The following is a 19274-nucleotide window of genomic DNA, read 5'->3' as shown; positions in this document are numbered from 1 at the left end:
AGGCAGTTCCCAAAAATCGCCTGAATTTGGGCAGGAAACATGGAATTAACAAGGAGAGAAGCCCGTCCTAAATTGAATATGCTGTTAGCGAAGCCTAGATTTAGGCGTGAGCTACGAGTGCTCTCGCAGCAGGCGTTCCCCCCGCGTGGATCCCATGCCAGCGCCGCTGTGTTGCAGGAAGGTTTAATCAGTGCCGACAAAACCAGCTGGCACCTTGTACCGCGGCCGTGAAGGCATGTGGTCCTGGGTTGGACACCGCATTACAGGTGTAGTGATCTTTTTCTTCTTGTTGGTCCATGTGCTGGACACCTCATTGGTGCGCGTGTCCCCTGAGGCCTACACCGCCGTCATTGGCGCCTACAAGAACCCCCTCATGGCCCTGGGTGAAACGGGCCTGGTCGCCGCGATCATCTTCCACGCCTTCAACGGCCTGCGTGTGATCGCCATCGACTTCTGGAAGAAGGGCGCTAAGTACCAGCGCCAGTTGCTGTGGGTCGTGCTTGCACTGTGGCTTGTCACGTTCGCAGGCTTCGCTATCCGCCACCTGTCCCTCGCGCTGGGAGGCCACTAAGCCATGACAACCATCGAATCCCCACGCAGTGGAAAAATCGGCGGCGGGAAGATCGCACCGAAGTACAACCGCACCGGCTCCAGCCGTGGCAACTTCGAAATGATCGCCTGGCTGTTCATGCGTCTGTCCGGCATCGTCCTGGTGGTGCTGATCTTCGGCCACCTGTTCGTGAACCTGCTGGTAGGCGAGGGCATCCACGCAATCGACTTCGGCTTTGTTGCCGGCAAGTGGGCCGATCCGTTCTGGCAGTTCTGGGACCTGGCCATGCTGTGGCTTGCCATGCTGCACGGCACCAACGGCGTCCGCACCATCATCAACGACTACGCCGAGAAGGATTCCACGCGCTTCTGGCTCAAGATGGTCCTCTACGCGGCCACCCTGGTCATCATCATCCTCGGCACGCTGGTGATCTTCACCTTCAACCCGTGCCCCGTCGTCGACGGCGTTCAGTTGCCTGGTGGTTTCTGCCCGGCCCCGTAGCGGCGCCTTCCGGTTTACTCCCCCGAGCAAGCCGGTTCGCCTGACGTAGCGGAGCAGCCTCCGCCGACCATCTGAATTTTTGAAAGAGAGAGCATCTGGTATGCAGGTCCATAAGTACGACGTCGTCATTGTCGGTGCAGGTGGCGCCGGCATGCGCGCCGCGATCGAATCCGGTCAGCGAGCACGCACCGCGGTACTGACCAAGCTCTACCCCACCCGCTCGCACACCGGTGCAGCCCAAGGTGGAATGTGCGCAGCGCTGGCCAACGTCGAAGAAGACAACTGGGAGTGGCACACCTTTGACACCATCAAGGGTGGCGACTACCTGGTTGACCAGGATGCCGCCGAGGTCATGGCTAAAGAAGCCATTGACGCCGTGCTGGACCTGGAAAAGATGGGCCTGCCGTTCAACCGCACGCCCGAGGGCCGGATTGACCAGCGCCGCTTCGGTGGCCACACTCGCGATCACGGCAAGGCACCCGTTCGCCGTGCTTGCTACGCAGCTGACCGTACCGGCCACATGATCCTCCAGACGCTGTACCAAAACTGCGTCAAGCACAACGTTGAGTTCTACAACGAGTACTACGTCCTTGACCTGTTGATCGTCGAAGAAGACGCCGTACGCGAAGACGGAACCCCGTACAAGCAGAAGCGTGTTGCCGGCGTGGTCTCTTATGACCTCGCTTCCGGTGAACTGCACGTCTTCCAGGCCAAGTCCGTGGTGTTCGCCTCCGGCGGCGCCGGCAAGGTTTTCAAGACCACGTCCAACGCCCACACCCTCACCGGTGACGGCATGGGCATCGCGTTCCGCCGCGGCATCCCCCTGGAAGACATGGAGTTCTTCCAGTTCCACCCGACCGGCCTCGCCGGCCTTGGCATCCTCCTCACCGAGGGCGCACGTGGTGAAGGTGCCATCCTGCGTAACTCTGAAGGTGAGCGCTTCATGGAGCGCTATGCCCCCACCATCAAGGACCTTGCACCCCGTGACATCGTGGCCCGCGCCATGGCCAACGAAGTGCGCGAAGGCCGCGGTTGTGGTCCAAACAAGGACTACGTTCTGCTGGACCTGACCCACCTTGAGCCTGCACACATCGAGGCCAAGCTTCCGGACATCACGGAGTTCGCGCGCACCTACCTTGGTGTGGAACCGTTCACCGATCCCGTTCCTGTGTTCCCCACTGCGCACTACGCCATGGGTGGCATCCCCACGAACATCACCACTGAAGTGCTCCAGGACAACGACACGATCGTCCCGGGCCTCTACGCAGCCGGTGAAGTTGCTTGCGTGTCCGTGCACGGCTCAAACCGCCTCGGCACCAACTCGCTCCTGGACATCAACGTCTTCGGTAAGCGCGCCGGTATCGCGGCTGCGGAGTACTCGAAGACCGCTGACTACGTTGAGCTCCCCGAGGACCCCGAGGCAATGACCCGCGGCATCCTGGACGGCCTGCTCACCGGCAACGGCACCGAGCGTGTTGCGCAGATCCGCAAGGAACTGCAGGACACCATGGACGCCAACATGCAGGTGTTCCGCACCAAGGAATCCCTGGAACAGGTACTCCGCGACATCGCTTCCTTCGAAGAGCGTTACAAGCACGTCACGGTTCAGGACAAGGGCAAGCGCTTCAACCTGGATCTCCTGGAAGCAGTGGAACTGGGCTTCCTGCTGGACATGGCCAAGGTTATGACCGTTGGTGCACTGCACCGTGAAGAGTCGCGCGGTGGCCACTACCGCGAGGACTTCCCGGACCGCAATGACGAAAAGTTCATGAAGCACTCCATGGCTTACCTGGACACTTCCGTCACCGTCGACTCCTCGGCGGAATCTGTTGCGGGCATCCGTCTTGAGACGAAGCCCGTCATCTTCACCCGTTACGAGCCGATGGAGCGTAAGTACTAATGACGACCGAAATGGCAGAGCCCGCTTCCAAGATCGAGCTCCCGGCAAGCGTTGCAGGCGACGGTGAAATTCCCACCTTCCACATCACGCTGCGCGTACGCCGCTACGATCCCGAAATCTCGGACGAAGCACGCTGGGATGACTACAAGCTGACCATGTACGGCACTGACCGCGTGTTGGATGCCCTCCACAAGGTCAAGTGGGAGATTGACGGTAGCGTTTCCTTCCGTCGCTCCTGCGCCCACGGCGTGTGTGGCTCCGATGCCATGCGCATCAACGGCCGTAACCGCCTCGCCTGCAAGACGCTGCTGAAGGACCTGGACACCACCAAGCCCATCACCGTCGAGCCGATCAAGGGCCTCCCTGTGGAGAAGGACCTGATTGTGGACATGGAACCCTTCTTCCAGTCCTTCCGCGAAGTCATGCCGTTCCTGATCAACAAGGGCCACGAGCCCACCAAGGAACGCCTGCAGTCCGTTGAGGACCGTGAGCGCTTTGATGACACCACCAAGTGCATCCTGTGCGCAGCCTGCACCTCGTCCTGCCCGGTCTTCTGGACCGATGGCCAGTATTTTGGTCCGGCCGCGATCGTCAACGCCCACCGCTTCATCTTCGATTCCCGCGACGACGCCGGCGACATGCGTCTTGAGATCCTGAACGACAAAGAAGGCGTGTGGCGTTGCCGCACCACCTTCAACTGCTCGGAAGCATGCCCCCGTGGCATCCAGGTCACCCAGGCAATCGCCGAGGTCAAGCAGGCCATTCTGGCCCGCAAGATCTAGTTCAGCGTTCACCTAAGAACAAGCAGGACTTAGAACAAGCACGACGTCGGCGCCGCTCACCACTGTTGGTGGGTGGCGCCGTCGTCGTTAATTACGCCGTCGTCGTTAATCAACTGCCGGAACCAGCCGCCACCGGAACCGTTACCCCTACGCAAGGAGATCAGCGTGTCACGCTCTGAGAAGATCAGCTTCACGGGAAGCACCGGCGACACCTTGGCCGGCATCGTGGACGTTCCCGAGGGACCCGTGCGCGGTTGGGGTGTCTACTCCCATGGCCTGACCCTGGGCAAGGACAGCCCGGCAGCATCGCGCATCTGCAAAGGGCTCGCGGAGCAGGGCGTTGGCATGCTGCGCTTCGACAACCTGGGGTTGGGCGGCTCGGCCGGTGAATGGTCGGCGGGCTCGTTCAGCGTCAAGGTAGCCGACACCATTCTGGCAGCGAACTTCATGCAGGAGCAGGGCCGTGGAATCTCGCTGCTGGTGGGTCACTCCTTCGGCGGTGCCGCCGTGCTGGCCGCAGCACGCGACATCCCCGGCCTCAACGCCGTGGTGACCGTTGCCGCACCCTACGAGCCCAAGCATGTTGAGCATATGTTCGACACCGAGATTGACTCCATCCTGCGCGATGGCAGCGCTGTGGTGGACCTTGGCGGGCGGCCCATGGAAGTCCGGCGCCACTTTGTGGAAGACGTGGAACGTGCGGACCTTCGCGACTGCATCCGCACCCTCCACAAGCCGTTGATGGTGATGCACTCCCCCACCGACAACACCGTGGGGATCGACAACGCCAGCGAAATCTTCCGTACTGCCCGGCATCCCCGGAGTTTTATCTCGTTGGAGGGCAGTGAGCATCTCCTCACCGGGAAAGGCCAGGCAGCACGGGTTGCCCGAATCATCGGAGCCTGGGCAGACCCGTACCTTGAGGTCCGCGACGCCGGCTGAGGACCCTGCCCGCCCAAGTAGGTCACAGCAAACGTTCCACTGACGCCTCAGTAGAGCGTTTGCTGTCACACGGTTGGGTACTACTTGCCGATGGCCGCTTTACTTTCGCTGAGCCACTGCTCGGCAGCCTTCTCCGGGCTCAGCCTCTTGAACAGGACCTCAGTGTTGATGCGGGCGGTGATCTCGGAGACAGCCGTTGAACCCGTAGGACCGATGAAGGTTGGCGCGAACTCCATCTTGCCGATCTGGTCGATATAGGCGGCTTCCACCTTGCCTTGGGGTGTCAGCAGGTCCTGAATGGCGGTGCGCATCCCGGCGTTGCTGGGCACGCCACGGTCGCTCTGGATGATCTTTGCTGCGGCCTCATTGTTGACCAGGAAGCTGACCAGTTTGGCGGCCGCATCCGTGTGCTTGCTGCGGGCGGCGATGGTGTAGAACTGCGAGGACTGAAGCCAGATGCCGGGTGTGGGGTTCTCGCCGGGCAATTTCAGCAGCTTGAGTTCGGCGCCGGATGCTTTGCTGAGGGCAGACAAGGAGTTGGTCCAAGTTAGCATCATGCCTGCTTGCCCCATACCCATGAGTGTCTGCTCGGTGCTGACATTGAGCTTCTCCACGGTTTCTGAAGCGCTGGGGGCTGCGCCTGACTCACTGAGTTTGACGGAGAAATCGAAGTAGTCCTGAACGGTTTCCTTGCCGAGCCCCAGCTGGCCGTCCTGCGTGTACAAGGATTCGCCGCGTTGCCGGGCGAAGGCATCCAGCGAGTCGTGCGTGAGAACGGTGGCCGTGCCGTAAGTTCCCTTGGGGCTCTTGGCGGTGATGTCCGCGGCGGTCTTGGCGAAGTCATCCCAGGACCATTTGCTGTCATCCGGAAGGGCTACGCCGGCGGCTTGGAACATGGCCGGGTTGACCACAATGGCCAAGGCGTTGGCCCCGGTGGACACACCGTATTGCTTGCCTTGCACCTGGCCGTTGTCGAGGGCTCCCTGATCCATCTTGGAGAGGTCCAAGGATCCCCCAACCGTGGACAGGTCCAGAAGCGCGCCTCGGTTGGCGTACTCCGCCGGGTAGGCGCCGCCCATGGTGATGACATCCGGGGCGTCGTTTGCAGCCACCTGGGTGGCCAGTTTGTCGAAGTACCCTCCGATGTCTCCGTACTCCGGCTTGACCTTGATGTTGGGGTTGGCTGCCTCGAATTCCTTGATGGCCCTGTTGGTCAGTTCGGCACGGGTGGCGTTGCCCCACCACGAGAACCGAATTTCTACCGGGCCGTCTTCGGGCTGGTTGGACGAAGGGCTGGAACACGCTGTGGTGAGGCCAAGCAGGCCCACAGCGGTGAAGAATGCTATGGACTTCCGGATACTGCGGGGGGATTTACGCGCCATTGAGTAAGCTTCTTTCAGACTTAAGAAAACGGTTCCTGAAACGTATCAAGGCCGTGTATATTCGTCAATAGTTTCCACCGTGAACTATTTAGGCCTGCAAAGGAGCACGCTTTGACCTACCACTTGGACCAGATCCAGATCCGGGACCCCTTCGTAGTCACATTGCAGGAATCCGGGCAATACCTGCTCTTTGGAAGCACTGACAAGAACATTTGGCGGGGACCCGCCACAGGCTTCGACTGCTACCGGAGCAGTGACCTGCTGACCTGGGAAGGTCCCATCGAGGCCTTTCGCCCGCCCGCCGGGTTCTGGAGCCAGGAACAGTTTTGGGCGCCCGAGGTGCATGAATACCAGGGCCGCTACTTCATGTTTGCCACTTTCACCGCTCCGGGATGCTCCCGTGGAACGCAGATACTTACCGCCGCCATGCCGGAAGGCCCCTTTGAGCCCTGGAGCGACGGCCCCGTTACTCCCAGTGATTGGGAGTGCCTGGACGGCACACTCCACATTGATCAGGAAGGTGCGCCGTGGATGGTGTTCTGCCACGAGTGGAAACAGGTCCATGACGGCACCATCATGGCCCAACGCCTCAGTCCCGATCTGAGGCAGGCCGTCGGTGAGCCGTTCTTCCTGTTCAGCGCTTCGGAAGCGCCATGGGCTCGAGCATTGGATGTGCCAGCAGTCCGTGACAGGGAGCTCCCCGTTTACGTCACGGACGGACCCTTCTTGTTCAGGCTTGGCAACGGCAGTCTGATCATGCTGTGGTCCAGCTTTGGCGACCACGGCTATTCCATGGGGATTGCCCGGAGCGAATCCGGAACCGTGCTGGGCCCGTGGACCCAGGAGGAAGAGCCGCTGTGGGACACCGATGGAGGGCATGGCATGATCGGCCGGACGTTGGACGGCGGCCTGTTCCTTACTCTTCATCAGCCCAATAACAGTCCCAATGAACGAGCGGTGTTCCTCCCTCTCCGTGAGCTTGACGACACCGTGGTCCTGGCTTCAGCAGAAGCCAAGGCCGTCGACAGACCCGCGATAGACCGTAAGGCCTTGGTCCAGCGGCACAACGTCCGGCAGCACCGCATGGATCCACGCAGTCCTGTCTCAGTTGGCAACGGCGAATTCGCCTTCACCGTGGACCTCACCGGACTGCAGTCATTCCCGGTTGACTATCCGGTGGGTGCTCGTGACGATCTGCCGCCGGGAACACTCCTTGGGACCCAAGCGCAATGGGGTTGGCACTCCGTTCCGCCGCCGGAGCCCTACCACCTCACAGGCTCAACTGTCCTCTACGATTCACCCCGTGGCCCGGTCCCCTACGTGGACATGGTGGGAGAAATCGTGAACGACCGTGAAACCGACACCTCCCTGGCTGAAACGTGGCTCAGGGCGAATGCGCATCGCTTGGACTTGGGGCGCATCGGATTCCGTTGGATGGACAATGGCACGGAACGTCCCCTCACGCCGGCCGACATCGCTGGCACTGAACAGACCCTGGACCTCTGGACGGGCACGGTCACCAGCCGCTTCACGTTGGCAGGACACACCGTCACAGTGACGACGGCGTGCCATCCGGACCGCGATGAGCTGGGAATTCGCGTGGAGTCGACAGCGCTTGCCGCTGGTTTGGTGGTGGGAGTCGCCTTCCCGTACGGGTCCGAGGCGTGGCATGACGCCGCGGACTGGAACCGGCCCGAGTCCCACAGCACCACTCTCCAGGGTCCGGAACCTTCGCCTGAAAACTGTGGCGCCGCAGCATGGACCGCCCGCCGCGAACTGGACGCTTCCCGCTACCAGGTGATCATCTCGGGCCAGGATCTCGCTGTAGAACAGACAGAGCGGCACCAGATTCGAGTCGCAAGCGCCGCAGACGCAACCACCATGGAGGTCTCCCTTGCTTTCGTTTCTGCCGGGGACGGAGACTGCCTGCCGCGAGGCAACAACAGGCTGACCGGCCCCACACCCGAGGTGGGCTCCGGCGCCCACGCCTGTACCGACGTCGGGCTTTCTCCTGCGCGTCGTGTGGAGAACGCATCCGCGGCATATTGGCCTGCTTTCTGGTCTTCAGGAGGGGCAATCGAGCTTGATGCCACAGATGCTCCCAGAGCCAAGGAACTGGAACGCAGGATTGTGCTGTCGCAATATCTGACCGCCATCAACTGCTCGGGCTCGTTGCCGCCGCAAGAGACCGGGTTGGTCTGCAATTCCTGGCGTGGCCGCTTCCATCTGGAGATGCACTGGTGGCATGCCGCCCACTTTGCGCAGTGGAATCGCGCGGAGCTGCTGCTGCCCTCGCTCCGGTGGTACTCCACAGTTCTGGAGACTTCACGGCAAACGGCCAAGGCTCAAGGTTTCGACGGCGTTCGCTGGCCCAAGCAGATAGGTCCGGACGGGCAGGAAAGCCCCAGCCCTATCGGTACCTTCCTGATCTGGCAGCAGCCGCATCCCATCTACCTGGCAGAGCTGGTGTACCGGGCAGATCCGAGCCGGGCAGTATTGGAGGAATTTGCGGAGATCGTCTTCGAATCGGCTGCATTCATGGCTGGCTTCGCACACCCCACCTCACGCGGTTTTGAGTTGGGCCCACCCCTGATTCCGGCGCAGGAGAGCTACGGCTCCATCAGGGCCGAGGTCACCAATCCCACGTTCGAACTGGCGTACTGGCAGTGGGCCCTGCGGATCGCTGCCGACTGGCGACACCGGCTGGGGCTGGAACCTGTGCAGGAATGGTCGAAGGTGGCCGATGCCATGGTGCCGCCGCGGGTCATTGACGGCGTCTACGCAGCGATCGATGTGGAGCCGTTCACCATACGCACCGACCACCCGTCCATGCTGTGCGCCCTTGGTGTCCTCCCGCAGACCGATCTCATTGATCCGGCCATCATGCGTGCCACGCTCTTGGACGTCCTGGGTGATTGGGACTGGGCCAGCACCTGGGGTTGGGACTACCCCGTGATGGCCATGACCGCTGCTCGGCTCGGGGACCCGGAGGCCGCGGTTGATGCACTCCTCCTGGGGGCCGGCAAGAATACGGTCCTCCCCAACGGCCACAATCGCCAAACCGATTCACTACCGCTCTATTTGCCGGGCAACGGTGGGCTTCTGGCCGCTGTCGCGCTCATGGCCGCCGGCTGGGACAACGGCCCGGACCACCACGCCCCGGGATTCCCGGCAGACTGGACCGTTGCCTGGGAAGGGCTGGTGCAGGCACCCTAGCCAAGCAACGTGGGTCACTGAGGCCCGTAATCCACCTCTGGATGGGCCGTAAGGGACCCCGCGTTGTTCCGGTTAGCTCCGGCGGGGTCCCACCGCAGCGCCCACGAGGGCTCCCAGACCAACACCAATGAGGATGCCCAAAAAGGGCGAATTGAAGACCAACTGGCCAACTATGAGTCCTGCCGCAGCCCCGAGGAGACAAGCGATCCACAGTTGGTTGTTCATGCCGGCCTCCAGATTGAAACTGTCAGGTGCGGGGCGCTACCCGACGCGAGCCAAGGACTTTCTTGCGCGGGGACTCCCCCGATTCCGTGTCAGCTTCGCGAATAGCTGACCACGACGCCGAGACGAGATACACCTGGCTCACAAGGTTGAACCAGATCAACAGGCCGATGATGATGGCGAACGACGCCAGAACCGGATTGTTGCCGGAGCGGGCAAGAAGTTCCGTGCTGAAGAATTGCAGGACCGTGGTCCCAACACCTGCCAGCACCACGCCCTCCAAAAACGAGCGGCGCCCCAGCTTCAGGCCACCTGCGATCCGGAACAGTACCGCCGCCGTCGCGCAGTTCAGCAGGAGCGGAACCACGATCTTGACGGTCGCCGCTATGGGCTCGGCAACGCTTTCGTCCAGTTTGAGCATCGCAATGAGCCAGTCCGCTGCGGTACCAAAGACAAGCGAGACGCCTGCGCTGACCACCAGGATGACGCCCAGGAGCAGCAGGGTGCCGGCGTCGATGAGTTTTTGCAGGATCGGGTTGCGGACCAGAGGGTCGGCCTTCATAACCCCGCGGAGCCCTTCCCTTATGCTGGCGATCCAGCCGAGGGAAACGAAGACCGTGACTACGGCTGCGATGAGGGCTGTCCATCCAAGTCCCGACGGGTTGAGCAGGGATTGCGGATCCACCAGCCCTTCGCCCCCATCTACCTGAAGGAGACCGGGGGCGGCCTGTGCCACGCTGTTGATCACGGCGTCCTGTAGGGCAGGATTACCACCCAGCACAATTCCTGCAACAGCAAAGCCGGTGGTGAGCAGACCCGTCACAGAGAAGAACATGTTGAAGCCAATGCCGGCGCTCAGCAGCGGCCCGTGTTGCCGGGTGTAATGCTGGAAGGACCGCAGGGCACGGTTGGTGTTCAGCCTGGCGAGGAAGAGTGCAAAGAATGCGCCCGCCTTTTTCGGCAAGCCCTCACCGGAGCGCTTGGCATGACCCCAGTCCTGCCTTTTGCGCAGAAGCTGAAGTTTGAGTTTTGCCAGCTCAGTTGGCAGCGGAGGAACGTCCGCCTCTGTGGCTTGGATCCGCTTGCTGTGCTTCGTCAGTATCGCCGCCAAAGTCGAGCTCTTCCCGTAGCTGCCAAATTCCATTGGTGTCGTGCTCGTAAAGTCCCATGCTAACCACGGGGAACGTGGCGCGGTAATCCCTGAGGACCGTTTCGGCTTCGTCGAGGTTTTCCTGGGCAACATCGTGGGCCACGGTGACATGCGGGTGGTACGGGAAAGGCAGCATCCGCTCAAGCGGGCCGGTTTGAAGTTTCTCGTGCAACTTTACGCACTCTTCAAAGCCTTCCTCCACGTTGACGAACACCACAGGCGAGACGGGACGGAAGGAACCCGTGCCGGAAATGGTGATATCGAAAGGTTCCTGGGTCCGCGCAACTTCCCGGACATGCTCGCGGGTAGCAGCCCAGTCCTGGGTGGGCGTGGTGGTGATCAGGGTGATGTGCGCAGGAATGACCTCAGCCATCGGATCGCCGAAAGAGGCTCTCCATTCCTGGAGTTCGCGGGCGATTTCCGGTGGGAAACCAAGGATGACGCCCACGCACATGGTGTCACCCTCGCCGCAATCAGTGCCGGACACAGCGGGCTGGCGCGAGTCGTCCGGACCGGCACCCTCTCGGGTGCCGGTCTTGACGTTGAGTTGGCCAGCGGAGCACATGGAGTTAGCGGACTCCCTGGATTCCGTGGGAGGCATCGCCGCGGTATGGCAGGAACCCTACCTTGGAGTAGACGTCCGCGAGGGTGGCTGCCGCAATTTCGCGGGCTTTGTCGGCGCCGAGGGCCAGGAGGCGGTCCAGTTCCGCGGGGTCGGCCAGGAGTTCGTTGGCACGTTCACGGATGGGCGCCAAATGCCCGGAGACGAGTTCAGCCAGATCGACCTTCAGGTGGCCGTACATCTTGCCCTGGTAGTCGGCCACGATCTTCTCCACCGGTGTGCCGCTGATGGCCGAGTAGATGGTCAGCAGGTTGGACACGCCCGGCTTGTTCTCACGGTCGTACCGGATCTCCGTCTCGGTGTCCGTGACGGCCGACTTGATGCGCTTGGCCACGGTCTTGGGATCATCCAGGAGGTTGATCAGGCCGGCCGGTGATTCCGCGGACTTGGACATCTTGGCGTTGGGGTTCTGGAGATCGTAAATCTTGGCCGATTCCTTCTGAATGAAGGCCTCAGGCACTTGGAACGTCTCGCCAAAGCGGCTGTTGAAGCGGTTGGCAAGGTCCCGGCTGAGCTCCACGTGCTGACGCTGGTCTTCACCTACGGGCACGCCGTGCGGCTGGTAGAGGAGGATGTCGGCGGCCTGCAGGATGGGGTACGTGAACAGTCCAACGCTGGCGTGGTCCGAACCTTGCTTCTGGGCTTTGTCCTTGAACTGCGTCATGCGGGCGGCTTCACCCATGCCCGTGATGCAGTTCAGTACCCACGCCAACTGGGCGTGCTCAGGAACCTGGGACTGGACGAAGAGGGTGCACTTGTCCACATCCACGCCGCCGGCAATGTACTGGGCTGCGGTGACTCGGGTGCGCCGGGCAAGTTCAGCAGGGTCCTGCGGGACCGTGATGGCGTGCAAGTCAGGAATGAAGTAGACGGCGTCGTACTCCTCCTGCATCCGAACCCAGTTGACCAAGGCGCCGAGGTAGTTGCCAAGGTGCAGGGAATCGGCCGAGGGCTGCATGCCGGATAGCACGCGGTGCTTGGCGCCAACAGCCGGCTTGGTGGAAATCACAGGCTTGAGTTCGGTCGCTGCATCAACGGCTGCGCCGGTTTCAGTCGTGGGGGAACTAGTCATGGAGGAATACCTTAGGAGCTTAGAGCCGGTAGTCGACTACCAGCGGTGCGTGGTCAGAGAAGCGGGTGTCCCACGAAGGCGCCCGGTCAACGACAGCCGAGAAAGCGGCTGCTGCGAGGCCCGGTGTGGCCAGGTGGTAGTCGATGCGCCAGCCAGTGTCAGTGTCAAAGGCCTTACCGCGCTGGGACCACCAGGTGTAGGGGCCGGCGACATTACCTGCCAGGCCCCTGTGGACATCCCTCCATCCGATTTCTTCACCAAGGAAGCGGTCAAAGTATGCACGCTCCTCCGGGAGGAAGCCGGCACGCTTGACGTTGCCCTTCCAGTTCTTGATGTCGAGTTCTGTGTGTCCCACGTTCAGGTCGCCCACAACCAAAGCGTGGTCACTGTGCTTGGCGAGCTCCGGCAGGCGAACGGTCATGGCATCCAGGAAACGGAATTTGTCGTCCTGCTTGGGGGTTCCCACTTCACCGGAGTGCACGTAGGCACTGACAACGGTGAGGGTGGCGGGTTCGCCGGCTGCGTTCTTGACCATGTAGTCCGCCTCGACCCAGCGCCCGGAGGTGTCGAAGTAGTCATCACCTACACCAACGCGGGTGGCCGTGGGCTCCTCGCGGGAAGCGATGGCCACACCGGCACGGCCCTTGGCCTCGGCTTCGGTGTGGAGGATGTGCCAGCCTTCTCCGATCAGCTTCCTGACGATGTCGTCAGGGGCACGGACTTCCTGCAGGCAGAGAATGTCTACCTCGCGCGGCTCCAGCCATTCCGCCATGCCGTTCTTGTAGGCAGCCCGCAGGCCATTGACGTTAACTGATGCGATGCGAAGGAAGTCCTTCTTCAATGCCGTACTCACCCGGTCCACTCTAGTCGATGATGGTGCCGGCCACGGGCTCGTCCGAGCCGCCGGAAGACTTGATCATGTCGCGCGCATTCGTGGCCGTAATGGCGATGGTTTCCAGCGCGCGGTTGATAGTGTCCTGGTCCGCTGTTGCGCCCTTGGCTCGTTCCTCATCCACCACACGGACCTGCACCTGGACGATCTTGAACGAATGGTCCAGTTTGAGGTCCCGGACATCATCGGCCTTGCTCCGCTCGGCAACGACGCGCGTGCCACCACTGTCGGCAGCGGACGACGACGGCGCGCGGCCGGCTGCAGCGTTGAACGCGTTGTGCGCCTCGGTCAACTTGGCACCGGCCCGCTGCGCGGCCTTGCGGATGCTAAGCACCACAAACGTGGCAAGTGCCAGCCACCCGAAGGCAACCACAGCAACAACCCAGCCCACAACGTCGTTCTGGTTGGCCGCGAAGATGACAGCTACCAGGAAGGCAATGATGACAACTGTCATCCCCAAGCCGCCGATACGGAAGCCCTTGAACATGCCTTTGCCGGCGGGGGACGTGGACGGGTGCGGGTCACCGAGAGATTGCATGAACCCATTCTCTCAAATGAGCAAAGGTGCCTTGTGCGCTTCCACGGACGGCGAACATGCCAGGCTAGGATCCACGCTTTTGCTGATTCCGGGCCTTACCCGGCGACGTGGATTTGCGGTGCAGGAACCGAGCCGCCAGCAGCACCGGGTCCGGCTCCGACTTCCCTTCCATGACGTCACAGAGCCGCTGGACCAGCGCCGCGGCCGCAGCAGGAATATCAACGTCAAGGGCGGAAATGGCGGGCCTGTGCTGCCTGGAGTGCTCGGAATCCGAGCCCGTGCACACCAGCACGTCCCCCGGTATACGGATCCCGCGCTCCTGCATGGCTTGGGCTGCGCCGCTGGCGTGCCTGCCTGTCAAGCAAAACACAGCACCCGGCAGCCCGTCGGCCAGAATCCTTGCGCCCACCTCCTGGCCGCCCTCCACACCATCGCGTTCCGGTACGTGGTAGATCCGGGGCTCCATTCCGGCTTCCAGGCACCACGCGACATAGGCCGCCTCGCAATCAAAGTTCCAGGCGTTCCGGTCCGTGCCACCCACATAGGCAATGGACCCGGCGCCAGCCGCAGCCAGATGGTCCAGGACCGTCCGGGTGGACGCGGCGTCGTCGTGCGCCACCCAGTTCCGGAAGTCGGGGCGCCCCGGATCGCGATCCCAGGTGACGTAGGGAATCCCGCGATTTTCCAGCAACGCCACCACGGGGTCGTCCAGGTGCGGCGCGAAGACGATATAGCCGTCCAAGGACATGGAGAAGGGCGGCAAGGGTCCACGGCTCAGGTCCGGCACGAGCATCAGGCCAAGGTTCCTGTTAAGCGTCTCCGCCGCAGCCGCCCCGGCAAGTTTCATGAAGACATCCACGCCATTGGGACCGTAGTTGCCCAGGCTGTCCAAGCCGCGGAAAACGAGCCCTATCGCATCCGTCTTGGAACTTCTCAGCCCTCGCGCCATGGCATCGGCAACATAGCCCATCTCCGCTGCGACGGCGCGGACCCGTTCCCGGGTGGCCTCGCTGATGTTGCCCTTGCCGTTGAGCGAGTGGGACACCGTGGTGATCGACACTCCTGCTTTGCGGGCGACGTCCCAGATGGTGGCACCGTGCTGAAGTTCGCGGGGCATGCGCTTCCACCTGTCGTCGAGCCGGCATTGGATTTCCGACCTCAAGAATAAATCTTCGGCACCAGCTACACAAAAACGTTTTTGTTCCGTACTTTGAGCGTCACCAGTGATCCACACCATTCCGGAGCTACCCGTTGCGAACCGGAGTGGCACTCATCAAGGAGACCCATGCAGCTTCACCGCCACACATCCACCGTGCCCGATCCCCGGGAGCGCGGCCTGGATATCGGCCGCACCTGGGATGCGCAGACGCGCAATACCGCCAAGCTCTACAGCGACTTCTTCGCCACGATCGGCATCGCCCAGCAGAAGGTCCGCGACATTGCGGAGCGGAGCCACGAGGCCCTCCGTGCTTGGAGTCCCACACTGGCAGAGGAAGCCGAAGGCTGGGCCACCGGCGCCGGACTCGAAACCTGGCAACTCAGTGTGGTGAACGCCCGCACGGAGATTTTGGCCGCCGCTCCGAAGAAGCGCGGCTCCCATGAATGCTCGACGGCGGTTTACGCACCCGCCGCCCATGGCGCTCCGCAGACTCTGCAAACCTGGGACTGGCACGACGATCTCGCTCCCGAAGGCCTGCTGCTCGAGCTGACACCTGCCCCAGGAAGGACCACCAAGACCTTTACCGAGTTCGGGACGCTGGGCAAGATCGGCGTGAACAGCGAGGGCCTTGGCCTGCACTTCAACATCCTTGCCCACGCCAGCGACGACGACTCCGCCGGAGTGCCAGTCCACGCGATCGCCCGCCGGATCCTTGATGAAGCATCCGCCCTTGACCAAGCAATCGCCATTGCCGCATCGGCAAGGGTGAGCGCATCCACCGTGTTCACGGTATTCACTGCAGGCTCCGGCGCCCCGGCCGCCGACGGAAACAGCACCCCACGCCGGGCTGTCAGCATCGAGGTCTCCCCCGCGGGCACCGCCGTCGTGGATGCCGGCAGCGATGGTTGGCTGCTCCACACGAACCACTTTCTCGATCCGGTCTTGGCGCAGGAGGACGCAATCGAGGAGGACGCGTTGTCGCCCCAGCGTCTGGCCCACCTCGGGCGGGTGCGGTCGGAGCTGGCCGGCCTGGGCGTTGGAGACCGGGCCAAGCAGTTCTGCTCGTCCGAGGGGGCGTCCTCCGTGGTGTGCTTCCACCCCGATGCCTCGGCGCCACCGCACGAACAGTGGCAGACACTGCTGACCATCAGCATCAATTCCGGCGACTGTTCCCTTGCTTACGCAGCTGCCAACCCTGCCGACGCAGCACGCGATGGCTTCCAAATCTTCTGACCCTCTCCACCCCAATAAAACACCCCAATGAAAGGCACTCCCTTGCCGCAATCGCTTCAGCCCAATGTTGCGCTGGAACCACAAGGTCCATCGTCCAGGCGCCCAGTCTCCGCTGGGCGTACCTTTTTCATCTCCTGCTTTGGAACAGCACTCGAGTTCTACGACTTCACCATCTACGGTCTGGCCGCCGCACTGGTGTTCCCACAATTGTTCTTCCCCGACCTTGACCCGCTGACGGGAACCTTGGTGGCTTTCGCATCCTTCGGTGCAGGATTCCTGGCCCGGCCCCTGGGCGGTATCGTCCTGGGCCACTTCGGCGACCGCTTCGGCCGGCGGAAAATCCTGATCCTCACTCTCATCCTCATGGGTGGAAGCACCTTCCTGATCGGTTGCCTGCCCAGTGCAGATTCGATCGGCGCAGCCGCTCCAATGCTGCTCATTGCCCTGCGGCTGGTTCAGGGATTCTCTGCCGGGGGTGAATGGGGCGGCGCTGCCTTGGTAGGAATCGAGGCGGCACCGGAAGGTCGTCGAGGACTGTGGGGAAGCTTCACCAGCATGGGCATTGGGCTCGGCGTGCTGATGGGTTCCGGCGTCTTTTCCCTCACGGACGCCATCGCGGGCGGCGAGATGGCCAGCTTCGCTTGGCGCGTCCCCTTCTGGATCGGCGGCCTGTTGGTAGTCGCGGGCTTGATTGCCCGGCTGACCCTCCCGCAAGACGAGCGCCCTTCCGGTGGAGAGACACCGCGCATTCCGCTGCTTGCTGTCATGAAGTCGCACCCGAAACAAATCCTGATGTCCATCGGTGTGAGCTACGGCTACAACACCTTCACCTACATCGCCACCGTGTTCCTGATGTCCTACGTGCTCCAGCGCGGCTTTACAGGCAGCGAATCGCTGCAGTTCCAGCTGTGGGGCGCGGTGGCCAGCGTCATATCGGCGCCCCTGGCCGCGATCCTTTCCGACAGGATTGGCCGAAAGCCGGTGATGGTGGGCGGCTCGGTGATGCTCATCATCTACTTCGTGGCGTTCTTCCCGGCCATCGAGACGCACACTGGCTGGATTGCACTTCTGATGTTCACGTTGGGTGGCGCGCTCAACACAGTGCCGCAGGGCCCACTGCCGGCCTTCCTCAGTGAACAGTTCCCGGCAGCCTCCCGCTACTCGGCCATCTCGGCGAGCTACCAAATTGGTTCTGCACTTGGAGGAGGCACGGCAGCCACGGTTGCCACGGCGTTGCTGATCGCCACCCATGGTGACCCGATCGGCGTCGTGATTTACACGGTGACCGCACTGGCCGTGATGGGACTCTGCTCGTGGGGCCTGCGCGACAACGCCAAGCTGACCATGGCCGAAATCGAGACGGCCTAGTTTTCGCACAGCTCATGCCCCTAAGACACCGTTTTAGGGGCATGAGCTGTATAAAAAAACTCCATCATTTCAGAAACAGTTGCCGGAGCCTTCCAGTGGTCAGCATGATTCCGAGTGCGATCATCACCAGGTAGTAGCCCACGTGGATGGCAGTGGCCGGGCTAAACGAGCCCACGCTGATCTGCCGTAGCAGCTCCACGCCGTGCCACAGCGGCATCGCCTGGATGAACCACTGGATGACCTGCGGGTAGACACTGAGCGGGTAGAACGTGGCGCTGAACAGGAACATGGGCAGCAGGAAGAAGTTGATCCAGTCCATCTGCTGGAAAGTCTTCATGAAGCTGGTGATGCCCATCCCGAAGCTTGCGAAGCCGAAGGCGATCAACACCGCGGCCGGAATGACCAGGATGGCCCACCAACTGGTGATCAACCCCATCACCCCCATCACTGCGGTGAATCCCGTGGCGTACAGCAGACCCCGGAGGAGGGCCAGGAAGATCTCACCGATCGCCACATCCAGCGGCCCCAAGGATGTGTAGAGCATCCCTTGGTACAGCTTGGCGAAGTTCATCTTGAAGAAGACGTTCCACGTGAAGTCGTAAATGGCCCCGTTCATTGCTGAGACCGCCAGGAGTGCGGGCGCAATGTAGGCGGCGTAGCTGATTTCCTCTCCGCCGGGCCCTTGGACTGTGCCCACAATCGAGCCCATGCCCACGCCCATGGCCAGGAGGAACAGCACGGGCTCGAAGAATCCGGAGACCATGACCAACCACGTACTGCTCTTGGCCGCCATGAGTCCGCGGCCCACAACGGCCTTGGCGTTGCGGGAGTACAGCGGACCGAACTTGCGCTCCCGGGCAAGATCCGTGGCGCTGTGGCCGCCGGTGAGGACACTCATGAGCCCATCCTTTTGACGAACTGGCGGCGGACCAGAACCCACCCACCTGTTGCTGTGACCAGTAGGAAAACCACGTGAGTGATGGTCAGCAACGGGTTCTGGTCCATGCCGTAAGTGAAGACCCGGCCCAGTTCAGTTCCATGCCACACCGGTGAAATCCATCCGATCCAGCGGACTGCGATCGGCAGGGAATCCAGCGGGAAGAACGTCCCCGAGAACAGGAACAGCGGCATCACAATGAACCGTTGCACCAACGCAAACTGGCCTTTGTCCTGCTTGATGCTGGCGGCATACGCCATCAGCGGCAGCCCGAAGGACAACGCTGCAACAGTGGCCACGATCGCAGACATCCAGCCCCACAGGCTCGGCGAAGCACCAAACATGGCCACCACCGCGAAGTAGACCACCGATTGCAGGAGGAACCGCAGGGAACTGGCCATGACGTGGCCACTGGCGATCTGCTGCGGTGTCAGCGGCGAGGCGTGCGGTCCATAGAACACACGGCGCCATTTGAAGCCATCCATGATGGGATACGAAAACTCCCCCGACGCCGTCATAACCGCGGCGGAGACCAACAGAGCCGGAGCCACGAACTCCAGATAGCTGACGCCTCCGAACGCGGCCTCGCTGTTGGCGTCCACCAAACTGGCAAGGCCCACACCCATGGCGAAGAGGTACGCCACCGGTTGCCCCACGCTGTACAGGATCACGGACCAGCCGTAGTTCCGCATGACGCGAAGCACCTGCTCCGCATAGAAGAAGGAACCCCAGCGTCGCGCCCGGGCAGCCGAAACTTCAGGTGAGTGGGCACGCAACGGCTGCTCCGCCGTCGTGAGTGGTTTGCTCG

18 protein-coding genes and 1 pseudogene are annotated in these 19274 nt (G+C 62.1%); 9 read left to right on the top strand and 10 right to left on the bottom strand.

Annotated elements, in window-relative coordinates:
- Nucleotides 1-190: 190 nt before the first annotated feature.
- The 5 genes from sdhC (at nt 191) to J7I86_RS01650 (ending at nt 4675) form a co-directional block, all read left to right on the top strand.
- Nucleotides 191-571, top strand: a complete 381-nt coding sequence (sdhC, locus tag J7I86_RS01670) for a succinate dehydrogenase, cytochrome b556 subunit (protein WP_011773978.1) — start codon at nt 191-193, stop codon at nt 569-571.
- Between the two features lie 3 nt (nt 572-574).
- Entirely contained in the window at nt 575-1051 is a 477-nt protein-coding gene (locus J7I86_RS01665) for a succinate dehydrogenase hydrophobic membrane anchor subunit (protein WP_214815049.1), read from the top strand.
- 100 nt (nt 1052-1151) lie between these two features.
- Nucleotides 1152-2951 carry a succinate dehydrogenase flavoprotein subunit gene (gene sdhA, locus J7I86_RS01660; RefSeq protein WP_089594136.1) on the top strand — a complete coding sequence of 600 codons (1800 nt, stop codon included), beginning with the start codon at nt 1152-1154 and terminating at the stop codon, nt 2949-2951.
- Nucleotides 2951-3733, top strand: coding sequence for a succinate dehydrogenase iron-sulfur subunit (locus tag J7I86_RS01655; RefSeq protein WP_011773975.1), 783 nt, complete (start codon nt 2951-2953; stop codon nt 3731-3733). The genes sdhA and J7I86_RS01655 overlap by 1 nt, the downstream gene beginning before the upstream one ends.
- Before the next feature lie 165 nt (nt 3734-3898).
- Complete coding sequence (locus J7I86_RS01650) at nt 3899-4675, top strand: S9 family peptidase (RefSeq protein WP_214815048.1); 777 nt, start codon at nt 3899-3901, stop codon at nt 4673-4675.
- Between the two features lie 80 nt (nt 4676-4755).
- Here the strand turns inward: J7I86_RS01650 and J7I86_RS01645 are convergent, their stop codons facing one another.
- On the bottom strand, nt 4756-6057 hold the full coding sequence (locus J7I86_RS01645) for an ABC transporter substrate-binding protein (protein ID WP_214815047.1): 1302 nt from the start codon (nt 6055-6057) through the stop codon (nt 4756-4758).
- Between the two features lie 111 nt (nt 6058-6168).
- Here J7I86_RS01645 and J7I86_RS23235 point away from each other — a divergent pair.
- A pseudogene (locus J7I86_RS23235) lies at nt 6169-6999 on the top strand (glycoside hydrolase family 43 protein); the annotation flags it as partial.
- Between the two features lie 141 nt (nt 7000-7140).
- Nucleotides 7141-9273 carry a hypothetical protein gene (locus J7I86_RS01635; protein ID WP_396019851.1) on the top strand — a complete coding sequence of 711 codons (2133 nt, stop codon included), beginning with the start codon at nt 7141-7143 and terminating at the stop codon, nt 9271-9273.
- Nucleotides 9274-9345: 72 nt separating this feature from the next.
- Here J7I86_RS01635 and J7I86_RS01630 read toward each other — a convergent pair whose 3' ends face one another.
- The 7 genes from J7I86_RS01630 to J7I86_RS01600 all read right to left on the bottom strand — a co-directional run bounded on the left by J7I86_RS01630 (nt 9346) and on the right by J7I86_RS01600 (nt 14886).
- A complete protein-coding gene (locus J7I86_RS01630; RefSeq protein ID WP_214815046.1) occupies nt 9346-9498 on the bottom strand; it encodes a glycine zipper domain-containing protein in 153 nt (50 codons plus the stop codon).
- 22 nt (nt 9499-9520) lie between these two features.
- Nucleotides 9521-10606, bottom strand: coding sequence for a YihY/virulence factor BrkB family protein (locus J7I86_RS01625; protein ID WP_214815045.1), 1086 nt, complete (start codon nt 10604-10606; stop codon nt 9521-9523).
- The gene (locus tag J7I86_RS01620) at nt 10533-11210 is read right to left on the bottom strand and encodes a 2'-5' RNA ligase family protein (protein WP_214815044.1); all 678 of its coding nucleotides are present in this window, start codon (nt 11208-11210) and stop codon (nt 10533-10535) included. The genes J7I86_RS01625 and J7I86_RS01620 overlap by 74 nt, the downstream gene beginning before the upstream one ends.
- A 4-nt stretch (nt 11211-11214) precedes the next feature.
- Complete coding sequence (gene trpS, locus J7I86_RS01615; RefSeq protein ID WP_214815043.1) at nt 11215-12339, bottom strand: tryptophan--tRNA ligase; 1125 nt, start codon at nt 12337-12339, stop codon at nt 11215-11217.
- Nucleotides 12340-12358: 19 nt separating this feature from the next.
- Nucleotides 12359-13192, bottom strand: a complete 834-nt coding sequence (locus tag J7I86_RS01610) for an exodeoxyribonuclease III (protein WP_214815042.1) — start codon at nt 13190-13192, stop codon at nt 12359-12361.
- Nucleotides 13193-13202: 10 nt separating this feature from the next.
- Entirely contained in the window at nt 13203-13769 is a 567-nt protein-coding gene (locus J7I86_RS01605; protein WP_214815041.1) for a hypothetical protein, read from the bottom strand.
- A 64-nt stretch (nt 13770-13833) separates the two neighbouring features.
- Nucleotides 13834-14886: a LacI family DNA-binding transcriptional regulator gene (locus J7I86_RS01600; protein WP_214815040.1), complete on the bottom strand. Its 1053-nt coding sequence runs from the start codon at nt 14884-14886 to the stop codon at nt 13834-13836.
- 168 nt (nt 14887-15054) lie between these two features.
- On the opposite strand from J7I86_RS01600, the gene J7I86_RS01595 reads away from it, so the two are divergent.
- Nucleotides 15055-16161: a C45 family peptidase gene (locus J7I86_RS01595; protein WP_214815039.1), complete on the top strand. Its 1107-nt coding sequence runs from the start codon at nt 15055-15057 to the stop codon at nt 16159-16161.
- A gap of 27 nt (nt 16162-16188) precedes the next feature.
- On the top strand, nt 16189-17529 hold the full coding sequence (locus tag J7I86_RS01590; protein WP_286179168.1) for an MFS transporter: 1341 nt from the start codon (nt 16189-16191) through the stop codon (nt 17527-17529).
- 64 nt (nt 17530-17593) lie between these two features.
- On the opposite strand, the gene J7I86_RS01585 is transcribed toward J7I86_RS01590, so the two are convergent.
- Nucleotides 17594-18427, bottom strand: a complete 834-nt coding sequence (locus tag J7I86_RS01585; protein WP_214815038.1) for an ABC transporter permease — start codon at nt 18425-18427, stop codon at nt 17594-17596.
- Nucleotides 18424-19242 carry an ABC transporter permease gene (locus tag J7I86_RS01580; protein ID WP_214815164.1) on the bottom strand — a complete coding sequence of 273 codons (819 nt, stop codon included), beginning with the start codon at nt 19240-19242 and terminating at the stop codon, nt 18424-18426. Before J7I86_RS01580 ends, J7I86_RS01585 begins: the two co-directional genes overlap by 4 nt.
- Nucleotides 19243-19274 lie beyond the last annotated feature (32 nt).

This window comes from Arthrobacter sp. ISL-95, assembly GCF_018613695.1.
Classification (GTDB): Bacteria; Actinomycetota; Actinomycetes; order Actinomycetales; family Micrococcaceae; genus Arthrobacter.
Note: the sequence above shows the minus strand (reverse complement) of the source record. Positions and strands in the feature narration are given on the sequence as shown.